The 22,334-nt window shown below is 72.3% G+C and carries 21 protein-coding genes; 8 read left to right on the top strand and 13 right to left on the bottom strand.

The genetic code is table 11. From position 1 onward, the window contains the following. Positions 1 to 83 precede the first annotated feature (83 nt). Together ACFXPX_RS30995 and ACFXPX_RS31000 are read right to left on the bottom strand one after the other, a co-directional pair. The gene (locus tag ACFXPX_RS30995) at positions 84 to 641 is read right to left on the bottom strand and encodes a hypothetical protein (RefSeq protein WP_380528316.1); all 558 of its coding nucleotides are present in this window, start codon (positions 639 to 641) and stop codon (positions 84 to 86) included. Between the two features lie 13 nt (positions 642 to 654). Beyond that, complete coding sequence (locus ACFXPX_RS31000) at positions 655 to 1,077, bottom strand: ATP-binding protein (RefSeq protein WP_380644171.1); 423 nt, start codon at positions 1,075 to 1,077, stop codon at positions 655 to 657. A 157-nt stretch (positions 1,078 to 1,234) separates the two neighbouring features. Here ACFXPX_RS31000 and ACFXPX_RS31005 point away from each other — a divergent pair, with 157 nt between their 5' ends. The 5 genes from ACFXPX_RS31005 (at position 1,235) to ybaK (ending at position 4,871) form a co-directional block, all read left to right on the top strand. Continuing rightward, positions 1,235 to 2,002: an XRE family transcriptional regulator gene (locus tag ACFXPX_RS31005; protein WP_380644172.1), complete on the top strand. Its 768-nt coding sequence runs from the start codon at positions 1,235 to 1,237 to the stop codon at positions 2,000 to 2,002. Then, the gene (locus ACFXPX_RS31010) at positions 1,989 to 2,456 is read left to right on the top strand and encodes an NUDIX hydrolase (RefSeq protein WP_380644173.1); all 468 of its coding nucleotides are present in this window, start codon (positions 1,989 to 1,991) and stop codon (positions 2,454 to 2,456) included. The genes ACFXPX_RS31005 and ACFXPX_RS31010 overlap by 14 nt, the downstream gene beginning before the upstream one ends. Before the next feature lie 202 nt (positions 2,457 to 2,658). After that, positions 2,659 to 3,501: a hypothetical protein gene (locus ACFXPX_RS31015; protein ID WP_380593570.1), complete on the top strand. Its 843-nt coding sequence runs from the start codon at positions 2,659 to 2,661 to the stop codon at positions 3,499 to 3,501. A gap of 77 nt (positions 3,502 to 3,578) precedes the next feature. Beyond that, on the top strand, positions 3,579 to 4,310 hold the full coding sequence (locus ACFXPX_RS31020; RefSeq protein WP_380593569.1) for an LON peptidase substrate-binding domain-containing protein: 732 nt from the start codon (positions 3,579 to 3,581) through the stop codon (positions 4,308 to 4,310). 66 nt (positions 4,311 to 4,376) lie between these two features. Next, positions 4,377 to 4,871, top strand: coding sequence for a Cys-tRNA(Pro) deacylase (gene ybaK, locus ACFXPX_RS31025; protein WP_375897072.1), 495 nt, complete (start codon positions 4,377 to 4,379; stop codon positions 4,869 to 4,871). Positions 4,872 to 4,974: 103 nt separating this feature from the next. Here ybaK and ACFXPX_RS31030 read toward each other — a convergent pair whose 3' ends face one another. From ACFXPX_RS31030 to ACFXPX_RS31055, 6 genes are all read right to left on the bottom strand, one after another. Next, positions 4,975 to 5,766: a hypothetical protein gene (locus tag ACFXPX_RS31030; protein WP_380644174.1), complete on the bottom strand. Its 792-nt coding sequence runs from the start codon at positions 5,764 to 5,766 to the stop codon at positions 4,975 to 4,977. Positions 5,767 to 5,861: 95 nt separating this feature from the next. Further along, complete coding sequence (locus ACFXPX_RS31035; protein WP_380407531.1) at positions 5,862 to 6,671, bottom strand: ABC transporter permease; 810 nt, start codon at positions 6,669 to 6,671, stop codon at positions 5,862 to 5,864. After that, a complete protein-coding gene (locus ACFXPX_RS31040) occupies positions 6,668 to 7,669 on the bottom strand; it encodes an ABC transporter ATP-binding protein (RefSeq protein ID WP_380528299.1) in 1,002 nt (333 codons plus the stop codon). The genes ACFXPX_RS31035 and ACFXPX_RS31040 overlap by 4 nt, the downstream gene beginning before the upstream one ends. 118 nt (positions 7,670 to 7,787) lie before the next feature. Then, entirely contained in the window at positions 7,788 to 9,080 is a 1,293-nt protein-coding gene (locus ACFXPX_RS31045; protein ID WP_375896198.1) for an NYN domain-containing protein, read from the bottom strand. 249 nt (positions 9,081 to 9,329) lie between these two features. Then, the gene (locus ACFXPX_RS31050) at positions 9,330 to 10,376 is read right to left on the bottom strand and encodes an aspartate-semialdehyde dehydrogenase (RefSeq protein ID WP_380528295.1); all 1,047 of its coding nucleotides are present in this window, start codon (positions 10,374 to 10,376) and stop codon (positions 9,330 to 9,332) included. A gap of 113 nt (positions 10,377 to 10,489) precedes the next feature. After that, entirely contained in the window at positions 10,490 to 11,377 is an 888-nt protein-coding gene (locus tag ACFXPX_RS31055) for a dihydrodipicolinate synthase family protein (protein ID WP_380528294.1), read from the bottom strand. A 72-nt stretch (positions 11,378 to 11,449) separates the two neighbouring features. Here ACFXPX_RS31055 and ACFXPX_RS31060 point away from each other — a divergent pair, with 72 nt between their 5' ends. Next, on the top strand, positions 11,450 to 12,337 hold the full coding sequence (locus ACFXPX_RS31060; protein ID WP_380528292.1) for a LysR family transcriptional regulator: 888 nt from the start codon (positions 11,450 to 11,452) through the stop codon (positions 12,335 to 12,337). A 26-nt stretch (positions 12,338 to 12,363) separates the two neighbouring features. Here the strand turns inward: ACFXPX_RS31060 and dnaE are convergent, their stop codons facing one another. Further along, complete coding sequence (gene dnaE, locus ACFXPX_RS31065) at positions 12,364 to 15,897, bottom strand: DNA polymerase III subunit alpha (RefSeq protein WP_380528290.1); 3,534 nt, start codon at positions 15,895 to 15,897, stop codon at positions 12,364 to 12,366. A 141-nt stretch (positions 15,898 to 16,038) separates the two neighbouring features. Then, on the bottom strand, positions 16,039 to 17,118 hold the full coding sequence (locus ACFXPX_RS31070; protein WP_380644175.1) for a hypothetical protein: 1,080 nt from the start codon (positions 17,116 to 17,118) through the stop codon (positions 16,039 to 16,041). Positions 17,119 to 17,586: 468 nt separating this feature from the next. Here ACFXPX_RS31070 and ACFXPX_RS31075 point away from each other — a divergent pair, with 468 nt between their 5' ends. Next, complete coding sequence (locus tag ACFXPX_RS31075) at positions 17,587 to 19,698, top strand: transglycosylase domain-containing protein (RefSeq protein ID WP_380644176.1); 2,112 nt, start codon at positions 17,587 to 17,589, stop codon at positions 19,696 to 19,698. An 83-nt stretch (positions 19,699 to 19,781) separates the two neighbouring features. Here the strand turns inward: ACFXPX_RS31075 and ACFXPX_RS31080 are convergent, their stop codons facing one another. Both ACFXPX_RS31080 and ACFXPX_RS31085 read right to left on the bottom strand, forming a co-directional pair. Further along, positions 19,782 to 20,219 (bottom strand): nucleoside deaminase, encoded by a 438-nt coding sequence (locus ACFXPX_RS31080; protein ID WP_380593565.1) that lies wholly within the window; start codon positions 20,217 to 20,219, stop codon positions 19,782 to 19,784. Continuing rightward, positions 20,216 to 21,031: an LLM class flavin-dependent oxidoreductase gene (locus ACFXPX_RS31085; RefSeq protein ID WP_380644177.1), complete on the bottom strand. Its 816-nt coding sequence runs from the start codon at positions 21,029 to 21,031 to the stop codon at positions 20,216 to 20,218. Before ACFXPX_RS31085 ends, ACFXPX_RS31080 begins: the two co-directional genes overlap by 4 nt. A gap of 93 nt (positions 21,032 to 21,124) precedes the next feature. Between ACFXPX_RS31085 and ACFXPX_RS31090 the strand changes: the two genes are divergently transcribed. After that, positions 21,125 to 21,571: an Lrp/AsnC family transcriptional regulator gene (locus ACFXPX_RS31090; protein WP_380528280.1), complete on the top strand. Its 447-nt coding sequence runs from the start codon at positions 21,125 to 21,127 to the stop codon at positions 21,569 to 21,571. A 96-nt stretch (positions 21,572 to 21,667) separates the two neighbouring features. Here ACFXPX_RS31090 and ACFXPX_RS31095 read toward each other — a convergent pair whose 3' ends face one another. Next, entirely contained in the window at positions 21,668 to 22,246 is a 579-nt protein-coding gene (locus ACFXPX_RS31095) for a dienelactone hydrolase family protein (protein WP_380528278.1), read from the bottom strand. Positions 22,247 to 22,334 lie beyond the last annotated feature (88 nt).

The raw sequence follows: 22,334 nt of genomic DNA on the forward strand, positions 1-22,334 counted from the left end.
CCCGCGGCGCGCGGCCCGCTGCGGATCCGGCCCACGCGGCGACGACTCCTGCGCAGGAAGTCGGCGGGGTCGACTTCCGGTGCCTACCAGGTGGCGGCTTGGCTGCGGCAGTGGGTGAGGGCGGTTTTGATGCGGGGGTCGGGGGTGGGGGTGGTGGTGAGGAGTTCGCCGGCGGTGACGAGGGTGGTCCAGTACTGGGTGGGGTTGCCGGTGGTGGGGCGGGGGTGGGCGGCGGTGAGGGAGAGGTAGGCGGCGGTGAGGTTGCCGGTGGTGAACCAGCGGGCGAGGCCGTGTTGGTGGCCGGGGCGGATGCCGCCGAGGGCGTCGATGGCGGTGAGGAAGTGGTCGACGACGGCGAGTTCGGTGGCAGTGAGGTCCTTGGGGACGTCGAAGACGCCGAGGGCTTCGAGAAGTTCGCCGGTGTCGGCCTCGGTGCCGGGGCGGGGGTCGGCGAGGAGGGCGTCGTAGCACTCGTCGAGGCGGATGGTGGTCTCGGCGAGGGGGATGGCGAGGGCGAGGCAGACGGCGCGGGCGGCGGGGAGGGGTTCGCCGGTGCGGCGGGCCAGAAGGGCGTAGGTCTCGGCGGGGGTGTGGCCTCGGTCGAGGGCGTGCCGGGCGAGGGTGGGCAGCGGAGGCAGCATCGGGAGCGGGCTTTCAGAAGAGGGCGAAGGCGGGAGCAATGAGGGCCCAGACGAACTTGCCGACCCCGCCGGCCCGGGGGCAGCAACCCCAACGCTCGGCCAGCTCGTTGACGAGGAACAGCCCACGCCCGCACTCCTCCTCCAAGGAGGCGGAGCGGACGGAGGGCCGCCCGGATCCGGCGTCGTGGACTTCGAGGCGCAGAAGGTCGCCGCTGACGGCGAACCGGATCTCGATGAGGCGGTCGTCGGGGGCGTCGGCGTGCTGGACAGCATTGGCGAAGAGTTCGCCGAGGAGAAGTTCGGCGACATCGCAGTATCGGTCACCGGCGGGGAGCGCGCAGAGGTAGGCCCGGATCAAGTGCCGGGCCAGGGGCGTGGATTCGACGCAGGAGTCGAGACGGGCGGCGAATGTGCGGGGGCGGTGGGCAGTGAGCATGGGGTCCTCGAAAGGGAGAGGAAGCAGCTGAAAGGCTGCCGCATCTGTCACGCTCGAATCGTCGGGCACTCTGACAGGACGTCATACCGCGTTTTCGGGACGTTTAGGACGTCTGGCTGGTAGACCTTGAAACGTCCCCAACGTGGAAGGTCGGTCGGTGAACAGCCCGCTCCGTGACGCAATGGCCCGTGCCAACATGACCTCGTCCAGGCTCGCGCGTGTGTGCGGGGTCGATCCCAAGACCGTCGACCGGTGGCTCGCCAACCCCTCGCGCGAGCCCCATGCTCGACATCGCTCAGCCGCCAGTAAGGCCCTGGGTGAGGAGGAAGCCGTGCTCTGGCCATCCGTACAGCAACTCGTGAAGTCGGGGCCAGATCGGGAGCTGGTGCAGATGTACCCGTACCGGTCGGCAGCGCCGGCTTCGCTGTGGCGTCAGTTGATAAGGGGGGCAACTCGGGAGATGACGTTCGCCGGGTACACCAACTACTTCCTTTGGCTGGAGCACGCGAACTTCGGCGGCCTGCTACGGCAGAAGGCGGAGGCCGGCGTCCAGGTTCGCTTCATTCTTGGTGAGCCCGGACATCCGGTCACCCGTCAGCGGGAGCTGGAGGAGGGCGTGCCGCTGAGCCTTTCGACCCGGATCGAGGTCACCCTGTCCGAGCTGGCCAAGCTACGGGACACGCCGATCGAGGCGCGATACGAGACCGCACACGTCTCACTGAGCGTCTTCCGCTTCGACGACGACATGATCGTCACACCGCTGCTGCCGGGTAGGATCGGCCATGACGCTCCGATGATGCACCTCAGGCGGGCCCAGGACGACGGCGTATTCGATCGCTTCGCGGGCCACATCGAGGACTTGTGGGCGAAGGGGCGGGATGTATCGGTCCCGGCAGCAGAGGTGGTGGATCGTGCCCAGGCGTGATTACGAGGACGACCCGAACGCCCCCAAGGCGAACTCGCTGGTCCCGGCCGCTTCCGTCGTCGTGGTCGACGGCGCGGGCCGCGTTCTGCTCCAGCGCCGGACCGACAACGGGATGTGGGCCCTGCCCGGCGGCAAGATGGACATCGGTGAGTCGCTCGCCGGTTGCGGTGTCCGCGAGACGCGCGAGGAGACCGGCATCGATATCGAGATCACCGGGATCGTCGGCACCTACACCGACCCCGGCCACGTCTTCGCCTACGACGATGGCGAGGTCCGCCAGGAGTTCTCGATCTGCCTCCTCGGACGCCCGCTCGGTGGGGAGTTGCGGGTGTCCGATGAGTCCCACGAGGTGGCGTGGTTCACCCCGGAGGAGACGGACGGGCTGCCGATGGTGTCGAACATCCGCAAGCGGCTGGCCGACTGGCGCTCCGGGGAGATCCCCGTGGTGCGCTAGCCACCTTCGGCCATACCGCCGGATCGCTTCGGGTGCCGTCAGGCAGACCTCACCGTCGCCTGTCCCTCCCAACTGCGGATTCCCCCGAATGGTTGGCACTCCGTGTAGCGACTGTGCTACTTTCCGCATCATCAACAGAACATAGAAGACCCCGGCGGTGCTGGAACACCCCGGGGTCTGGCACCAGGAGCACACACTCCCCATGCAGATTCATCGTAGCGCCCACGCGCGCTGTTTCACCGTACTTCCGAACGGCCTCCTCCAGGACCGTCGCCTCAGCTACACCGCCCGGGGCCTCCTCTCCGACCTCCTCTCCCGCCCCGACGGCTGGCGCGAGGACGGACGGCACATGGCCGACAGCAGCCCGCAGGGGCGCGGCGCCGTCCGCAGGGCGCTCAACGAGCTCAAGGACGCCGGGTACTACCGGGTCGAGACGGTCCGGATGCCCGACGGCACGCTCCGTACCGATGTGCACGTGTACGACGCCCCGCAGCGACCGGCGTCACCGAGTGCCCGCTCCTCGGACTCCGGTGAGCCCGAGGCCGGTCCCCCTGACAGCCCTGTAGTAAAGGACCCGGGAGAAGTACCCACCCTCCCCGCCCAGTTGACGCGAGCGGACGAGCAGACCCGCAGGGCGGTGTCCGCACTCTTCCGCGCGATCCGGCCCGAGCCCCGGCTGCGCCTCGGCGAGGCCGAGGCGCAGCAACTGGCACCGCTCGTCGCCCAGTGGCTGGAACGCGGCAGCACGGCGGCCGAGTTGGCCCACGCCCTGCTTCCCGGCCTGCCCTCGCCGCTGCACTCCCCGGTGGCGATCCTGCGCGACCGCCTCCAACGCAAGCTGCCGCCCGCCCGTGCACCTCAGGCCATACCCGCGGAGTGCGCCAAGTGCCACGACCCGGTGCCCCGCCCCGGCATCTGCCGCCCGTGTGCGGGCCTCGGCGGCGCCAGGACCCTCACGATCGGCAGTGGCGCCGCAGCCACGCCCGGCGGCGCCGCCCGTGCCCGCGCGGCCCTGCGCGGGGGCGGGCTGGTCGCCACCGCGTGAACACGGTGCGTGTCCGCGGGACGGGGCTGCGGTTACTGCGCGACAAAGCCCGGCCCCGAAGAACTACGCTGTCCGCCGTGACAGAACGGCTGCCGCTCTTCCCGCTGAACACCGTGCTCTACCCGGGCCTGGTGCTGCCCCTGAACGTCTTCGAGGAGCGTTACCGCCGGCTCGTCGCCGATCTGCTCGAACAGCCCGAGGACGAGCCGCGCCGCTTCGGCGTGCTCGCCATCAAGGACGGCCGCGAGGTCGCCCCGGTACGGCCCGCCGAGGACGGCCCGGCCGGGCCGCTGGACGGCCTGGGCACCGCCACCGGGGACCCGCTGGAGGCGGTCTACCACATCGGCTGCGTCGCCGACGTCTCCTCCGTCCAGCCCCAGCCGGACGGCCGCTACGAGCTGCTGGTCACCGGCACCACCCGGTTCCGGCTCAGCTCGGTCGACGTCACCGGCCCGTACCTGACCGGTGAGATCGAGCCGGTGGAGGAGCTTCCCGGCGAGGGCTCCGGCGCCCTCGCCGCCGAGGTCGAGCGCGCCTTCCGGGTCTACCAGAAGCGCCTGGCCGGCGCCCGCGAGGCCAGCACCCACGGCCGCCAGGAGCTCCCCGACGACCCCCAGGTGCTCTCCTACCTGGTCGCCGCCGCCTCGGTGTTCGAGACCCCGGTCAAGCAGCAGCTGCTCGCCTGCCCCGACACCGCCCAGCGGCTGCGCACCGAACTCGACCTGCTGCGCCGCGAGAGCGCGGTGCTCAGCTGGCTGCCCTCGCTGCCCGCGGTCGACCTCACCCGCCAGTCGTTCAGCCCCAACTGACCCCAGCGAGACCGACCCCACCTAGACCGACCCTGACGAAACCCCACCGACCCGAGGCACCCGCGCATGGCCAAGAAGCCGAAGAAGGGCGGCCAGGGCACGCCCGCGACCGTCGCTCTGGAGACCGCCGCCGTCCCCTACACCGTCCACGCCTACGCGCACGACCCGGCCGCCGCCTCCTACGGCGGCGAGGCCGCCGAGGCCCTGGGCGTGGCCGCCGAGCGGGTCTTCAAGACCCTGGTCGCCGACGTGGACGGCACCCTCACCGTCGGCGTCGTCCCGGTCGCCGGCCAGCTCGACCTCAAGGCCCTGGCCACGGCCGTCGGCGGCAAGCGCGCCGCGATGGCCGACCCGGCCGCCGCCGAACGCAGCAGCGGCTACGTCCTCGGCGGCATCTCCCCGCTCGGCCAGCGCCGCCCGCTGCGCACCGTGGTCGACGCCAGCGCCCTCACCCACCCCACCGTCTACGTGTCGGCGGGCCGCCGGGGCCTCGAAGTGGAACTGGCCCCCGCCGACCTGATCGCCCTCACCCGCGCCGCCACCGCCCCGATCGCCCGCTGAACGAACAGGATCCCCGCACCCCCAAAGGGGGTACGGGGATTCTTCACGGGGCGGAGGGCCCTGGCCTGTACCCGGCCGTCGCCCCTCCGCCCCGCTCAAGCACTCAGCCCTGCCGCCGCTCCTCCGGCGCCGGAGCGGCATCCACCGGAGCCGTCTCCGCCGGAGCGACCTGCCCGGCGTCCACCGGCGTCTCCGCAGGAGGCCCCGCAGGGTCCCCGTACGACCCCGCCGGCACCCCCCAGTACGGCGGCGGGTCCTCCTCCCGCTTCCCGAACGCCGCCGACAGCGCCAGCAGCACCACCATCGCCGCCATCGGCCACACCAGCAGCGCGCCCAGCGCCCCCAGGTCGATGCTCGCGTCGAAGTGCCCGCCGTTGCCGACCCGCCGGGCCTCGCCGATCAGGTTGTCGCTCGGCCCGAGCCAGCGGCCGAGCTTCCAGGCCCCGTACGAGCCGAGCAGTCCGCCGATCGCCAGCCCCAGCGCGACGGCGATCCCGCCGCCGCGCTTGCGGGTCACCAGGAAGGCGCCGAGCGCGGTGAGGATGCCGGCGCCCAGCCCGATCAGCACGAACACCGCGTCGGCACCGGCCCGCTGCTCGCCCTCGGGGTCCACGTAGAGGATCCGGTCGCCGTCCACGACCAGCGGCACCTTGGGCGCCAGCCAGGCCCACAGCCCGGCCATCGCCAGTCCGGCCAGCAGGCACACCAGCACCACCCCGGCGCCGATCCGCAGCTCGTCCGGCACCCGGTGCACGCCCGCGGGCGGCACGGCGGGCAGGCCGGCGGGCGGCTCCTGGTCGGAGACCGGCGGCGGTGCGAACGGGTCGGGTACGGCTCCCGGCTCGGCCGGCACGTCGGCGCGGGCGGGTTCCGGAGGTGTGTTCGGTACGGTCACGGGTCCCATCGTTTCACGACGTCCGTCCGAACGGCCGCACCGCCCACCACACCGCCCACCGCACCACCCACCCGGCAAGATCCGGAAGGCGCGCCCTACCGCGCGACGGCCCGCCGGTACGCCCAGGTGGCCAGGGCCAGCGACACCACGCCCACCCCCGCGCAGACCCCGAGGTCGGCGAGCACCATCCCCCAGTCCGGGTCCGGCGCGAAGGTCCGCGCGAACGCCTCCACCCCGTACGTCGACGGCAGCAGGTCGCGCAGCCACAGCACCGGCTGCGGCAGGTGGTCGACCGGCAGCACGCCGAGCAGCAGCGCCGCCGACATGCCGAGCTGCCCCAGCATCGTCGCGATCTCCTGCCGCGGCGCCAGCAGCCCGCAGGCCGCGCCCAGCCCGGACAGCGCGGCCCCGGCGAGCGGTACCACGGCGAGCAGCACCCACAGCTGTCCGAGCGGCAGCCCGAACATCACCGCGCCGATGCCCGCCGTGACGAGCGTGCCGGGCAGCGTGAACGAGGCGTACGCGGCGGCCGCGCCGAGCACCACCGAGGCGGCCGGGACGGGCAGCGTCGCGTAGTGGTCGAGGCCGCCGGTGGCGCGGAGCTTCCCGAAGTACTGGGCCAGCAGGTTGAGCGCGACGAACGCCACCACCAGCACGCTCGACCCGGCGACCACCGACCGCGCCGCCGAGGTCTGCCCGCCGTCCACGACGCCCCGCATCATCACCAGGATGCCGACGGACTGGAAGGTGGCCACGAACAGCAGCGGGATCCGCGCGACCTTCGCCCGGGTGAGCTGCGCCCGGTACACCGCGGCGAGGGCGGGCAGCAGCCGGGCGGCGGGGGCGAGCGGGGCGGCGCCGGCCGTGGACCGGCCGGTCTGCGGGGGCACCGAGAGCAGCGTCACTTGGCCAGTCCTCCGTGGCGGCCGCCCAGCTTGAGGTAGGCGTCCTCAAGGCTCGGGGTGGCGAGGGTGAAGTCGTCGAGGGCGGCGAAGGCCGGGCCGGTGGTGACGGCGGCGACCAGTTCGCGGGCCTGCTCGGGGGTGGTGCGGACGGTCCAGCGGCGTCCGGTGCGTTCGGCGCGCGCGGCCAGTTCGGCGACGGCGGGGACGCCGATCGGCGCCTCGTCCCGCCAGACCAGGTCGAGCCGGACGTCGCCGTCCACCAGGGCCTTGAGTCCGCCGGGCGTGTCGCAGGCGATCACCCGGCCCTCGTCGATCACGGCGACCCGGTCGAGCACGGTCTCCGCCTCGATCACGTTGTGGGTGACCAGCAGCACCGTCGTCCCGTGCTCGGCCCGCCGCCGGTCGACGGCCGACCAGACGGCCCGCCGGGCGACCGGGTCCATGCCGGTGGTGGGTTCGTCCAGGACGAGCAGCGGCCGCTCCCCCACCAGGGTGGCCGCGAAGCAGGCGAGCCGCCGCTGCCCGCCGGACAGCTTGGCCAGCGGCCGGGCGGCGATCGGCTCCAGCCCGAGTTCGGTGAGGACGTCCGCGGCCGCGCCGCGGGCCGCCGCGCGCGAGAGCCCGCGCAGCCGTCCGGTGGTCTCGGCGGCCAGCGCGACGGTCAGCTCGTCCAGCGCGGTGGATTCCTGCCCGAGGTAGCCGAGCAGCCGGGCGGCCCGCTCCGGGTGCCGCACGATGTCGTGCCCGAGCAGTTCGACGGTGCCGGAGTCCGGCCGCAGCAGGCCGGTGAGCTGGCGGACGAGGGTGGACTTCCCGGCGCCGTTGGGGCCGAGCAGCCCGAAGACTTCGCCCGCGCGGACGGTCAGGCTGATCCCGTCGTTGGCCCGGATCTCGGTGGCGGCGGCGCCACGTCCGGTGCGGTAGGTCCGGACCAGTTCGCGTACGGCGACGCACGGCGCGGGGGTGTCCTGGGGTGCTCGCCCGGCCGTCTCTTCCACGACCGGAGACTTTACGCGCTCACACGGGCGAACCGGACAACGGGGGCCGATCGCCGAGGCCCGATCGCCGGGGGAAGCCAGGCGGAAGCCGGGGGAAGCCGGAGCCCGCCGGGGCGCGTCAGTCGTCCACCACCATCGACCCGCCCGGGACCCGGACCGCCAGTTCCTTCCAGAACCCCGCCCGGATGGCGTAGCGGTCGTGCTCGTCGATCTGGTCGTCCTTGTGGGCGAGCAGTCCGAAGCGGGCCGCGTAGCGCAGCAGCTCGCCGTCGACCCGGTGCGGGATGCGCGGGTAGTCGGGCCAGAGCAGGGTGAGCCGTTCGAGGTCGCCGAGGCGGTCGCTCCAGCGGCGGGCGAAGACCTGCCCGACCTCGTGGGCGTCGCCGCCGATGGTGGTGATGTCCTCCTCGCGGTCGGCCCAGCGCTGTTCGGCGGTGGTGAGCTGGGCCAGCGTGGGCAGGCCGTCCCCGGCGGTGACGGAGGGCTCGGGGGCGGGCCGGTCGACCCAGCCCCGGTCGGAGGACCACCGCAGCACCGGTCCGCCGGCCACCTGCCCGTTGGTGGCCTGCCCGGCCGCGGCGTGTCCGTTGGCATGCCCGTTGACGTGCCCGTTCGCCGCCGCGGTGATCGGGGTGACGGCCGAGACCCGCCCGGCGAGGTCCTTCGGGGTGGGCACCACCCGCAGGGCGGCGGCCGGCTGGGGCCGCCCGTTGACGGCGGGCTCCTCGGGCACCGCCTCGGCGGCGGCCGGCCGCACGCCGGGGGGCACCACGCTGGGCAGCGGGGCCGGCGGGGCGGCGAGGATCTTGGCGATCTCCTGCCGGGCGCCACCCGTCCCGGGCGCCGGGAAGACGGTGGAGTGGTCGCGCAGCGAGAAGGACCCCTCGATCCACTCGCGGTCCAGGACCCGCCGCTCGTCGGCCTCGCCGACCAGGTCCTCGGACTGGTTGAAGTCCCCGTCGGCGGCCTGCAACGCCCACAGGTGCACGGCCACGCCGTGCTCCTTGGCGGTCATCATGCCGGGCAGCAGGTCCCCGTCGCCGGTGATCAGGACGACGTCCGCGCAGGCCCGGTTGCGGGCGAGTTCGGAGAGCTCGGCGTGCATCGCGGCGTCGACGCCCTTCTGCACCCAGCGCCCCTCGGCCCGGGTGAGGGCGCCCAGCCGCACGGTGACCCGGGGCAGCACCCGCAGCCGCCGGTGCTCGGGCATCGGGCGGCGGTCGGGGGCCGCGTCGAACCAGTAGATCCGCAGCAGCGGCAGCCCGGTCTCGGCCTCGGCGCGTTCGCGCAGGGCGCTGATCAGCGCGGTGTGGTCGACGGTGACCTTGGAGCGGGAGGGGTCTCCGGCGAGCAGGCTGGCGGCGGCGCCCAACAGGTATCCGGCATCCACCAGGACGACACAGCGGTCCATCCGCGCACCTCTTTCCGCTCGCCCTCGATGGTCGGTCTGGGTGGGCGGTCCGCCCGTCGACCCGGCGTGCGGGGTGAGGGGCCCCCTGACCGCCCGATCGTTGGGTCACCTTTTCCCCATGGTTCGGGGCCCGAACCTCGGCGGATGTCCCGGTCACGCAACAGCCGCCCCAATGAGTCGCAAAGAAACACGAAGGCGGGCCCCGTTCAACGACGGGGCCCGCCAAACGTCACGCGGGGTTGACCCGGGTCAGCCCTTGAGCTCGGCGGCGACCAGCTCGGCGAGCTGGACGGCGTTGAGCGCCGCGCCCTTGCGCAGGTTGTCGTTGGAGACGAACAGCGACAGGCCGTGCTCCACCGTCTCGTCGGCCCGGATCCGGCCCACGTAGCTCGGGTCCTGGCCGGCGGCCTGGAGCGGGGTGGGGATCTCGGACAGCTCGACGCCGGGGGCGGCGGCGAGCAGCTCGGCGGCGCGCTCGGGGCTGATCGGGCGCTCGAAGCGGGCGTTGATCTGCAGCGAGTGGCCGGAGAAGACCGGGACGCGCACGCAGGTGCCGGCGACCTTGAGCCCGGGGATGCCGAGGATCTTGCGGCTCTCGTGGCGGAGCTTCTGCTCCTCGTCGGTCTCGTTGGAGCCGTCCTCGACGATGGAGCCGGCCAGCGGCACCACGTTGAAGGCGATCGGCCGCCGGTAGACCTTGGGCTCGGGGAACTCGACGGCGGAGCCGTCGTGGGCGAGCGCGGAGGCGCCGTCCACGACCTTGGCGGCCTGGTCCTGGAGCTCGGCGACACCGGCGACGCCGCTGCCGGAGACGGCCTGGTAGGTGGAGACGACCAGGGCGGCGAGCCCCGCCTCCTCGTGCAGCGGGCGCAGCACGGGCATGGCGGCCATGGTGGTGCAGTTGGGGTTGGCGATGATCCCCTTGGGGCGGTCGGCGATGGCCTCCGGGTTGACCTCGGAGACGACCAGCGGGACCTCGGGGTCACGGCGCCAGGCGGAGGAGTTGTCGATGACGACGGCTCCGGAGGCGGCGACCTTGGGGGCCAGGGCCTTGGAGGTGGAGCCGCCGGCCGAGAAGATCACGATGTCCAGGCCGGTGTAGTCGGCCGTGGCAGCGTCCTCGACGGTGACCTCGGTGCCCTGCCAGGGCAGCGTGCGCCCGGCCGAACGGGCCGAGGCGAACAGCCGCAGCTGCTCCACCGGGCCCAGTCCGCCTTCACGACCAGCCCGCTCGGCCAGGATCTCGCGGACCACGCTGCCGACCTGGCCGGTGGCACCGACAATGCCGATCTTCATTCCGACTACTCCTCTGAATGGTGCTGTCTACAGCCGCACTCTGCCCATCATGCCTTGTCACGCGGGTGGGGCGACCTGGTATTCCACGGTGTGAGAGGGGCTCCGGACAGCCCTCAGTGGTCCAGACCATTGGCGAGGGCCAGCGCGGCCGCGACCTCCGCCTCCCCGGCCGGCAGCAGCGGCAGCCGCACGTCCGGGGTCGGGATCCGCCCCTGGGCGTGCAGCACGCCCTTGGTCACCGTCGGGTTCGGCGCCGTGAAGGCGGACAGCGCCAGCCCGGTCAGCCGGTGCCCCAGCTCCCGGGCCCGCTCGACGTCCCCGGCCCGCCAGGCCTCGTACAGCTCGACGAAGCGGGCGGTCGCCAGGTGCGCGGAGGCGAGGATGCCGCCGGCCGCGCCCAGCGCCAGCATCGGCGACAGGAAGGCGTCCTCCCCGGTGAGGAAGGCGAATCCGGCGGGGGCCTCGGCGAGCAGTTCGGCCGCCGTCTGGTCCAGCCCGCCGGTCGCGTACTTGACGCCCACCACGCCCTCGATCGCGGCCAGTTCGCGCAGCGCGGCGGTGGAGAGCTGCTGCCCGGTGCGGTACGGGATGTGGTAGACGACCAGCGGCAGCGGGCTGCCCGCGGCCAGGGCCCGGAAGTGCGCGACCGTCCCGGCCTCGCCGGCCCGGACGAAGGCGGGCGTGGTGACCAGCGCCGCCGCCCCCGGCACCCGCGCGCCGAGCACGGCCAGCGCCTCGCCGACGGCCCGGGTGTCGCCGCCGGAGGCACCGACGGTCAGCTGGGCCCCGCGCGCGGCGCAGGCGGCCGCGGCGACGTCGACCACCGCGTCCCGCTCCTCGGCGGTGAGCGCGGCGGGCTCGCCGGTGGTGCCGAGCGCGACCAGGCCGGCCGCCCCGGCGTCCAGGACCTCGTGCGCGAGCTTCTCCAGCGCGTCGAGGGCGACGGAGCCGTCGGCGGCGAAGGGGGTGATCAGGGGGACGTGGATGCCCTTGAGTTCCATACCGACGATCCTGCGGTCCGGTGATCGCCCGGGTCCAGTTCACATTTCCGACGCTTCTCGTAAGCTGGGCCGATGCTCGATGTCCGACGTCTGCGCCTGCTGCGCGAACTCGCCCACCTCGGCACCATCGCGGCCGTCGCCGAGGCCCTGTCGTTCAGCGCCTCGGCGGTGTCCCAGCAGCTGTCCGTCCTGGAGAAGGAGGCCGGCGTCCCGCTGCTGGAGCGCACCGGGCGGCGGGTCACCCTCACCCCGGCCGGGCGGGGCCTGGTCCGCCACGCCGAGTCCGTACTCGCCCTGCTGGAACAGGCGGACGCCGAACTCGCCCACGCCAAAAGGGGGTTGGCCGGTCCGCTGCGGATCGGCACCTACCCCTCGGCGGCCCGCGCGATCATCCCGGCGGTGCTCGCCGGGCTGGCCTCCTGGCACCCGGGGCTGGAGCCGATGGTCACCGAGGTGGACCCGGCGGCCGTCGGCGCGGCGCTGCGCGCGGGCGAGCTGGACGTGGCGCTGGTGCACGAGTACGACCTCGTCCCGGCCGACCCGGAACCGGGCCTGGCCGTGACCCGCCCGGTCTTCACCGAGCCGATGTACCTGGCCGCCCGCGCCCCGGCGGTGCTCGCCGAGCAGCGCGGCGCGCCGTGGATCACCTCCCCGCCGGGCACGCTCTGCCACACCATGGCCGTCCGTGCCTGCGAGGCGGCGGGCTTCGCGCCCCGGATCCGGCACCAGATCGACGACTTCACCACGGTGCTCTCACTCGTCGCCGCGGGCCAGGGGGTGGCGCTGGTCCCCCACCTGGGCACCGCCCAGCCCCCGCCCGGCGTGGTCCTCACCCGGCTGCCGATGTACCGCCGCACCCGCGCCGCCTTCCGGGCCGGCGCGGGCTCCCACCCGGCGATCTCGGCCTTCGTCTCGGCGCTCCACACGGCCGTCCCGCCGGGGCTGGGCAGCGGGGGCTGACGAACGCCCCGCCACCCTTCCCCCGGTCAGACCACCAGGCAGCTCGGCCCGAGCAGCTGCTTCAAGTCCCCGAACAGCGCCGGGTCGGACTTCACCCGGTGCCGGTCCAGCCGCAGCACCGTGGTCTTGGTGCGCCCCTCCAGCCGCACCCGCACCTCGGTCGTGCCCTTGTGGTGGGTCAGCACCTCGCTGAGCCGGGCGACCAGCGGCGGGGTGACCTTCCCGGACGGGATGTTGATGACGATCGGCGCCTCGGCGTGGGCGTTGGAGAGGTCCGGGGCGGACAGCTCCATGCCCATCAGCCGCGGCACGTCCTCCCGCTTGTCCAGCTTGCCGCGCACGAACACCACGGCGTCCTCGACGAGTTGGGAGGAGACCAGCTGGTAGCTCGCCGGGAAGAACATGCAGTCGATCGAGCCCGCCAGGTCCTCGACGGTGGCGATCGCCCAGGCGTTGCCCTGCTTGGTCATCTTCCGCTGGAGGCCCGAGATGATGCCGCCGATGGTGACGATCGTCCCGTCCGGGCGCTCCGCGAGGTCCGCGACCGCGCAGTCCGCCTTGTCGGCGAGCACGTGCTCGATGCCGTGCAGCGGGTGCGAGGAGACGTACAGGCCGAGCATCTCCCGCTCCTGGGTGAGCAGGAAGGACTTCTCCCACTCCTCCTCGGAGAACACGACGTCCAGTCCGAAGCTCGGCTCGTCCGAGGCGGTGTCGCCGCCGAAGAGGTCGAACTGCCCCTCGGCCTCCTTGCGCTTCACCCCGACGACGTTGTCGATCATCGGCTCGAACTGCGCGCTCAGGCCCTTGCGGGTGTGCCCGAGCGAGTCGAAGGAGCCGGCCTTGATCAGCGATTCGACGGTCCGCTTGTTGCAGACCACCGACTCCACCTTCTCCAGGAAGTCCGGGAAGGAGGCGAACTTCCCCTTCGCCTTCCGGGTGCGGATCATCGACTCGACCACCGGCCCGCCGACGTTGCGGATCGCGGTCAGGCCGAACCGGACGGTCTCGCTGCCGTGCGGCGTGAAGTCCGAGTCCGACTCGTTGACGTCCGGCGGCAGCACCTGGATGCCCATCTTGCGGCACTCGTTGAGGTAGACCGCCGACTTGTCCTTGTCGTCCTTGACGGAGGTGAGCAGCCCGGACATGTACTCGGCCGGGTAGTTGGCCTTGAGGTACGCCGTCCAGTACGAGACCAGCCCGTACCCGGCGGTGTGCGCTTTGTTGAACGCGTAGCCGGAGAAGGGGACGAGGACGTCCCACACCGCCTGGATGGCCGCGTCGGAGTAGCCGCGCTCGCGGCAGCCCTTCTGGAAGGGGACGAACTCCGCCTCCAGGATCTCCTTCTTCTTCTTGCCCATCGCACGGCGCAGCAGGTCGGCCTGGCCGAGCGAGTAGCCGGCCAGGATCTGCGCGGCCTTCTGCACCTGCTCCTGGTAGACGATCAGGCCGTAGGTGGGCCGGAGCACCTCCTCCAGGGGCTCCTCCAGCTCCGGGTGGATCGGGGTGATCTCCTGCTGCCCGTTCTTGCGCAGCGCGTAGTTGGTGTGGGAGTTGACGCCCATCGGGCCCGGCCGGTACAGCGCGAGGACGGCGGAGATGTCCTCGAAGTTGTCGGGCTTCATCAGGCGCAGCAGCGAGCGCATCGGGCCGCCGTCGAGCTGGAAGACGCCGAGGGTGTCGCCGCGGGAGAGCAGTTCGTAGGTCGGCTTGTCGTCGAGGGGCAGATCAAGCAGGTTGATCTTGACGCCCTTGTTCTTCTCGATCGCCTTGACGGCGTCGTCCATGATCGTCAGGTTGCGCAGGCCGAGGAAGTCCATCTTGAGGAGGCCGAGGCCCTCGCAAGTGGGGTAGTCGAACTGCGTGATGGTGACGCCGTCGGTGTGCCGGGTCCAGACCGGGATGTGGTCGGTCAGCGGCTCCGCGGACATGATGACGCCGGCCGCGTGCACGCCGGGCTGGCGGATCAGGCCCTCGATGCCGCGCGCGGTGTCGATGACCTTCCGGACGTCTGGGTCGTTCTCGTACAGCCCGCGGATCTCGCCCGCCTCGCCGTAGCGGGGGTGGCTGCTGTCCGTGATGCCGGAGAGCGGGATGCCCTTGCCCATGACGTCCGGCGGCATCGCCTTGGTGATCCGGTCGCCCATCGCGTACGGGTAGCCGAGGACCCGGGAGGAGTCCTTGATGGCGGCCTTCGCCTTGATGGTGCCGTACGTGACGATCATGGCGACCTTGTCGGCCCCCCATTTCTCCGTCACGTACCGGATCACGTCACCGCGCCGGCGCTCGTCGAAGTCGATGTCGACGTCGGGCATGGAGATGCGCTCGGGGTTGAGGAAGCGCTCGAAGATCAGGCCGTGCGGGATCGGGTCGAGGTCGGTGATGCCCATCGCGTAGGCGACCAGCGAACCGGCCGCCGAACCGCGGCCCGGGCCCACCGCGATGCCCTGGCCCTTGGCCCACATGATGAAGTCGGCGACCACGAGGAAGTACGCCGGGAACCCCATCTGGATGATGGTGTCCATCTCGTACTCGGCGAGCTTCTTGTGCTCCTCGTCGTACCCGTTCGGGAAGCGCCAGTCCATGCCCTCCCAGACCTGGGACTTGAAGAAGTCCGCCTCGGACTCGAAGCCCTCCGGGATCGGGAACCGGGGCATCAGGTTCCGGAACTTGAACATGCCCTCGGTGTCGACCCGGGAGGCGACCAGCAGCTGGCTGTTGCGGCAGCCCTCCTGCCAGGCGTCCGAGGAGTCCAGCGCGTACATCTCGGCGGCGGACTTGATGTAGTAGCCGGTGCCGTCGAAGCGGAAGCGGTCCGGGTCCGAGAGGTTCTTGCCGGTCTGCACGCAGAGCAGCAGGTCGTGGGCGCCGGCGTCGGCCTCGGTGGTGTAGTGCGAGTCGTTGGTGACCACCGGCGGGATGTTCAGCTTCTTGCTGATCTCCAGCAGCCCGTCGCGGACCCGCTTCTCGATGTCCAGGCCGTGGTCCATCAGCTCCAGGAAGTAGTTCTCCTTGCCGAAGATGTCCTGGTAGTCGGCCGCGGACTTCACCGCCTCGTCGAACTGGCCCAGCCGCAGCCGGGTCTGCACCTCGCCGGAAGGGCAGCCGGTGGTGGCCATCAGGCCGCCGGACAGCTCGGAGATCAGCTCCTTGTCCATCCGCGGCCACTTCACCAGCCAGCCCTCGGAGTAGGAGCGCGAGGTCAGCTTGAAGAGGTTGTGCAGGCCCTCCTTGTTCCGGGCCCAGATGGTCTTGTGGGTGTACGCGCCGGACGCGGAGACGTCGTCCCGCTTCTGGTGCGGCTGGCCCCACAGGATGCGCTTGGTGTTGGAGCGGGACTCGGGGGCGACGTACGCCTCGATGCCGATCACCGGCGTGATCCCGGCCTCGGTCGCCTGCCGGTGGAACTCGGCGGCGCCGTACATGTTGCCGTGGTCGGTCATCGCGACATGGGACTGCCCCAGCCGCTCGACCTCCTTGAACATCTGCTTCAACCGGGCGGCACCGTCCAGCATCGAGTACTCGGTGTGGACGTGCAGATGCGCGAACGGCTGATCGCTCAAGGCGGGGCCTCCGGAGGCTCTGGTGCTGATCTGGCGGGCCGGCGAACGCGCAGGTCACAGGGGGAGAAAGCCCTGGAAATGGAGGTGGCCCGGAACGCCTCTCGGGGTCCGGACCGTCACTCACGCGTTCACGCGTCCACTCTAGCCCGCCCGGCCCTCCGCGAGACGTCGCCCCGCGGCCGCCCGGACCTCCCCCTCCTCCATCGGATCGTCGCGCAGGTAGCGCAACCGGGCTCCCACCTCGGGCCGTTCCGGAGCGTGGGCGATCCCCGACAGCCGGGCACCGGATTCGCAGTCCCAGAGCGACTCGGTGAACGCCTCGTCCATCCCCGCCGACCCCAGCGCCGCCAGGGCTTCCAGGTACGCGGCCCGCTCGTACGAGTGCGGGGTGTACAGCCAGAACCGCCGCAGCAACGACACTGCCCCGCCCGCCCCCGGCCCGAACCTCGCCAGCCCGCGCGCCAGACCATCCGGCCCGCACCAGACCCCGTCCACCCAGTGCCGCTCCAGCTCGGCGAGCAGGAGCGGCACATCGCCCTCGTCGCCGTGGGCGGCCAGCACCTCCGTCCCCAGTCCGGCGAGCCACTCCCGGTCCGAGGCCGCCCACTCCCGGGCGGCCGGCACGGCCCGCTCGGCCAGCGGCTCCAGCGCCCGGTGCAGGTACGGCAGCTGCCGGGTGCCGTCGGCGGCGCCCAGCCCGGGCACCAGCTCGATCAGCGCGGGTTCCGGCGGGCGGCGCGACAGCGCGCGGAGCGCGGTCACCTTGACGCCCTCGCTCACCGCCGGGTCGCGCAGCTGGTCCAGCAGGCTCGCGCTGTCCCGGTCGGGGCAGGGGTCCGGCGGCCGCTGCCGAGGCCGCGGAGCCGGGCCCTCCTCCTCCGGGACGTACCCCGGCAGCGCCGCCCGGGCCTGCTCGGAGCCGCCGAGCACCAGCAGCTCCAGCACGCCGGTCGCCCGGTCCCGGGTCTCCTCGTCCCCAGCGGCCAGCAGCTCGACCACCGGGCCGAGCGGCAGCTCCAGGTCCCGGATCAGCCGCGCCAGGTACAGGTCCCGGTCGTCGGCCCCCGCGTCCCAGCGCCACTCCCAGCGGACGCAGCCGTACACCAGCTCGGCGGCGGCCGCCGGGTCCTCCGCCGCCATCCGCGCCCCCAGGCCCCGGCCGCGCTGCAACAACCCCGGCAACGTCCCCGCCGGCGCGTACTCGTATCTCCGCTCTGCCACGAACCCATCGTCCCGCAGGCCGCCGTCACCGCGCCCCGCCGCCCCCGCTCCCGCAGGGCCGGCGTGAACGGACCCGCACCCGGCGCCCGTTGAAACGGACACGGGGACGGCTTTCCCACCGGAGCGGGCGCAACGTTTCGACCCTCCCACCGCATCAGAGTGGTGGGAGGGTCACGGGGAGGGAAAGGTCGCGCCCGCCGGGTGCATTGATTCGAGTACGCAGCAAATAATTCCCCCACATTCATGGAGTTCGTACACGATCCCCTCCCCCTGAGCCCCACTCCCCATCTGTTGCAAGGCCGTGACAGTCCCGGCCGAAAATTCGTTCGCCCAGCGAGGAACGACGGTTAGCATTCCGGAATGGAATCGAAACTCCCGCCGATACGAAATTCCGCCGACAGCGACGACGCCCGGCCGGCCCGCAGGTCGCCGGTCCGGCTGGCCCGTCTCGGTGCGACCTTCGTGGGTGTGAGCGTCGTGTCCGGCGTGCTGCTGGCGGGCCTGGTGCTGCCGGTCGCCGGGGGCCTCGGACTGACCGCGAAGAGCACCGCGGAAGGCTTCGACGACATTTCCGACGACTTCAAGACCCCGCCGCTCACCCAGGCCACCCAGGTCTTCGACGCCAAGGGCGGCCTGATCGCCAAGGTCTACGAGCGCGACCGCACCGTCCTGCCCGCCGACCAGATGTCGCCGTACATGCGGCACGCCCAGGTGGACATCGAGGACGCCCGCTTCTACGAGCACGGCGCCGTCGACCTCAAGGGCGTCCTGCGCGCGCTCGGCAAGAACGCGGAGAAGGGCACCGCCGCCGAGGGCGCCTCCACCCTCACCCAGCAGTACGTGAAGAACGTCAACGTGGAGAACGCCGGCGACGACAAGGACGCCGTCAAGGAGGCGCAGCGCAAGACCCTGGGCCGCAAGATCCAGGAACTCAAGATCGCGATCAAGCTGGACGAGGAACTGCCGAAGGACCAGATCCTCACCAACTACCTCAACATCACCTTCTACGGGAACGGCGCCTACGGCGTGGAGGCCGCCTCCCAGCGCTACTTCAGCAAGAGCAACAAGGACCTGACCGTCGCCGAGGCCGCCACCCTCGCCGGCCTGGTGCAGAACCCCTCCCAGTACGACCCGAAGCTGCACCCGGTGGCCGCGCAGAAGCGCCGGGACACCGTGATCGACAAGATGCTGGAGAACAAGCACATCACCGCCGACCAGGCGAAGGAGGCGAAGGCGGCCCCGCTGGGCCTCAAGTACAAGGACCCGCAGAACGGCTGCATCACCGCCAAGGCCGGCATGGGCTTCTTCTGCGACTACGTGCGCCACGTGGTCAAGCAGGACCCGGCCTTCGGCAAGAGCGCCGAGGAGCGGAAGAAGTTCTGGGACAAGGGCGGCCTGAACATCTACACCACGCTGGACCCGGACAAGCAGGCCGCCGCCCAGAACGCGGTGAGCAGCAACGTGAAGGTCACCGACACCGTCTCCGCCGCCGCCACCATGGTCGAGCCCGGGACGGGCAAGATCGTGGCGATGGCTCAGACCCGCCCGTACGGCCTGGTGACGGAGAAGAACCAGACCGTCGTCAACCTCAACGTCGACTTCGCGATGGGCGGCGGCAACGGCTTCCAGCCCGGCTCCACGTTCAAGCCGATCGTCGCGGCCGCGGCCCTGGAGGCGGGCCTGCCGCCGACCCAGGAGTACTCGGCGCCGAACAAGCTCGAATACCCGACGATGAAGACCTGCGAGGGGACGTGGCGCAACGACGGCCGTCCCAAGACGGTGGTGCCCAACGAGTCCGCGAACGAGAAGGGCCCGTACCAGCTCAAGATGGCGATGGCCCTCTCGGTCAACACCTACTTCGTGCAGATGGAGCAGGACATCGGCCTCTGCGCGGTCAAGCAGATGGCCAACAAGTTCGGCATCACCGCCAAGGCCAGCGGCAAGCCGCTGGAGGAGGTCCCGGCGATGGCCCTGGGCGTCGAGGAGATGAGCCCGCTGACCATGGCGAACGTCTACGCGACCTTCGCCGCCCAGGGCACCCACTGCGACCCGGTCGCCATCACCAGGATCACCACGGTGGAGGGCAAGGACGTCCCCGCCCCGCCCGGCCACTGCGAGAAGGTGTTCTCCGACTCGACGGCCCGGGCGATGAACACCGTCCTGAACGGGGTGACCGAGAACAAGGGCACCGGCGCCGCGCTCAACCTGAAGGACGGCCGGCAGATCGCGGGAAAGACGGGCACCTCGGACCACAAGAAGGCCGCCTGGTTCAACGGCTACACCCCGCAGTTGGCCACCGCGGTCTGGCTGGGCGGCCCGGCCGGCGGCGTCGAGATGCGCAACATCACCATCAACGGCGACTACCACACCGAGGTGTTCGGCGCCGACGGCCCGGGCCCGATCTGGCGGGACGCCATGAACGACGCCCTGCGCGGCACCCCCAAGCAGTCCCTCCCGATGGCCGACATCCCCGACCCGGCCCCGCCGAAGCCCGACCCGAGCAGCTCCGGGACGGGCACGACCCCGCCGTCCGGCCCCGCGTCCGGCTCCCGGACCGGCGCCCCCTCCGACGACGACTGACCACTCACCGCGCCCCCCACCCCGGCGGCCCCTCGCACCCCGAGGGGCCGCCGGCCCGACCGGCCGCCGCCCAACTCCCGCTCTCAGTCCCCCCGGTAGTACGCCTCGATCGGCACCCGCGCCTCCGCGAACAGCGCCGGCCCCTCCTGCGCCACCACCGGCCAGGCCCCCGATGCCGGATTGAGCGCGACCAACTGCTCGGTCGTGAGCGCGTACACGACCCGCCCGATCCCCGACCGGACCAGCGCCCCCGCGCACATCCCGCACGGCTGGCAGCTGGTGTACAGGGTGGCGCGGGCGGCCGCCTCCCCGTCCAGCTCCCGGGCCGCCCACCGGGCGAGCTTCAACTCCGGGTGCGCCGTGATGTCGTCGTCCCGCCGGACGGTGTTGTGCGCCTCGGCGAGCACCGTCCCGTCCGGCCCGGCCAGCAGCGAGCCGTACGGGGCGTCGCCCAACTCCACGGCCCGGGCCGCGATGTCGATCGCGCGCCGCAGCAGCGCCTCGTCGGCAGTCGTGATCACGCCGTCCTCCTCCATTCCTCGGCCACGGCCGTCAGGGCGCGCCACGCCGTCTCGGGGTGGCGGGTCTGCTCCGGGTCCGCATGGTACGGGTCCAACACCACGTCCTCCGCGCCGAGTTGGCGCAGTTCCCGCAGGTCGTCGACGACCTGCGCCAGGCTGCCGACCCCGGCGGGCCGGTCCGGGTCGTCGAGCGGCCCGTCGGTCAGCCGCAGCGCGATCCGCGGGGCGAAGCCCGGCAGCTCGTGGCGGGCCACCACCTCCCGCATCCGGGCCATCGGCAGCCGCAGCGGGTGCCAGGCGTCGCCGAACCCGACGACCCGTCGGATCGCCGCCTCGCTGTGCCCGCCGACCCAGACCGGGACGGCGGCGCCCTCCCCCTGCTCCGCCCAGGACTCCCGCACCGCCCGCAGGTACTCGTCCGTGAGCCGCCCCCGCGCCCCGAACGGCACCCCGAGCGCCTCGAACTCCTGCCGTGCCCAGCCGACTCCGACGCCGAGCACGAAGCGCCCGCCGCTGAGCCGGTGCAGGCTGGCGGCCATCCGGGCCACCAGCAGCGGGTGCCGGTACGGCATCACCAGGACGGTGGTGCCCAGCCGCATCCGCCCGTCGCTCACCCCTGCCAGCCAGGACAGCGTGGCGAAGGGGTCGTAGAAGGGCTCCGGGTAGCGTTCGGCCACGTCCGCCGTCACGGCGACGTGGTCGGACACCATCAGCAGGTCGAACCCGAGCCCCTCCACCACCCGCGCCCAGTCGCGCAGCATGCCGGGGTCGGTCCCCGGCCCGAAGTTCGGTACGTTGACGCCTAGTTGCATGCCATGAGGCTATTCCCGGCCGTATCCGGCAGGGAACCCAATGATCACGGCAGAACCCGCCTCCGGCCGCGAATCCCCCGGTAGAATCGCGAAATGGCCGTGAACCTCGACGAAACCGACTGGGCGATCATCGACCAGCTCCAGCAGGAGGCCCGGATCTCGCTCAGCGAGCTGGGCCGCCGGGTCAACCTCAGCCCGTCGGCCACCACCGAGCGGGTGCGGAACCTGGAGTCGCTGGGCGTGATCACCGGCTACCACGCCACCGTCGACCTCTCCAAGGTCGGCTACCCGGTGCTCGCCGTGGTCCGCCTCAAGTACCCGGGCAACCGCCACCAGCCGCTGCACCACCTGCTCTCGGTGCGCCGCGAGATCCTGGAGTGCCTGCGCACCACCGGCGACGACTGCTACACCCTCAAGGTGGCCGCGACCTCCATGGAACACCTGGAGACCCTGATCGACTCGCTGGCCGGCTTCGGCTCCACCACGACCAGCGTCGTCTACAGCCAGACCCTCCCCCGCCGCGGCCCGGTCCGCCCCTGACCGCACCCACTCCGACCGCACCCGGACGGCCACCGGAGCACAGGCGCCGGACCACAGGCACCCGGACCACGGCCACCCGGCCCACCGCGACCGGCGCTACGCCTCCAGGTCCGCCAGGAAGTCCAGCGCCGCCGCCCAGGCCCGCTCGGCCGCCTCCGCGTCGTAGTCGTCCAGGTCCGGGTCGGTGAACTGGTGCCCGGCGCCCTGGTAGCGGTGCACCTCGACCTCCGCGCCCGCCCGCAGCATCCGCAGGTACCAGGCGTTCAGCCAGTCCTCCGGCTCGAACGGGTCCGGCTCCGCCATGTGCAGCTGGACGGGGACGGAGGTCACCGCGTCCTCGCGCAGGTCCGAGGTGCCGTGCAGGAGCAGCAGCCCGCGCGCCTTCTCGTCCGCCAGCGCCAGGTTCTGCGCGATCGCGCCGCCGAGCGCGATCCCGGCGTACACCAGTCCGCCCTCGGAGAGCGGGGCGGAGGCGACGACCGCGCGCCGGAGCAGCTCGTCGCCGCCGCCGATCTCCTCCTGGTACGCCTGGGAGGCCTCGTTGTCGTCGAAGGTGCGCCCTTCGAACAGGTCCGGCGTGTGCACGGTGTGCCCGGCGGCGCGCAGCCGGTCGGCGGCGGCCCGTACGGCCGGGCTCAGGCCGTGGGCGGAGTGGAAGAGGACGATCTGGGCCACGGTTCGGGTCCTTCGACGAACGAGTGCGGGGATACCCGCCCATGATCCCGCACCCGGCGGCGAACCCCCCACCCCAGGCCCGTCGGCC

The sequence above is a fragment of the Kitasatospora sp. NPDC059146 genome (genome assembly GCF_042786665.1).
In the GTDB taxonomy this organism is placed as follows: domain Bacteria; phylum Actinomycetota; class Actinomycetes; order Streptomycetales; family Streptomycetaceae; genus Kitasatospora.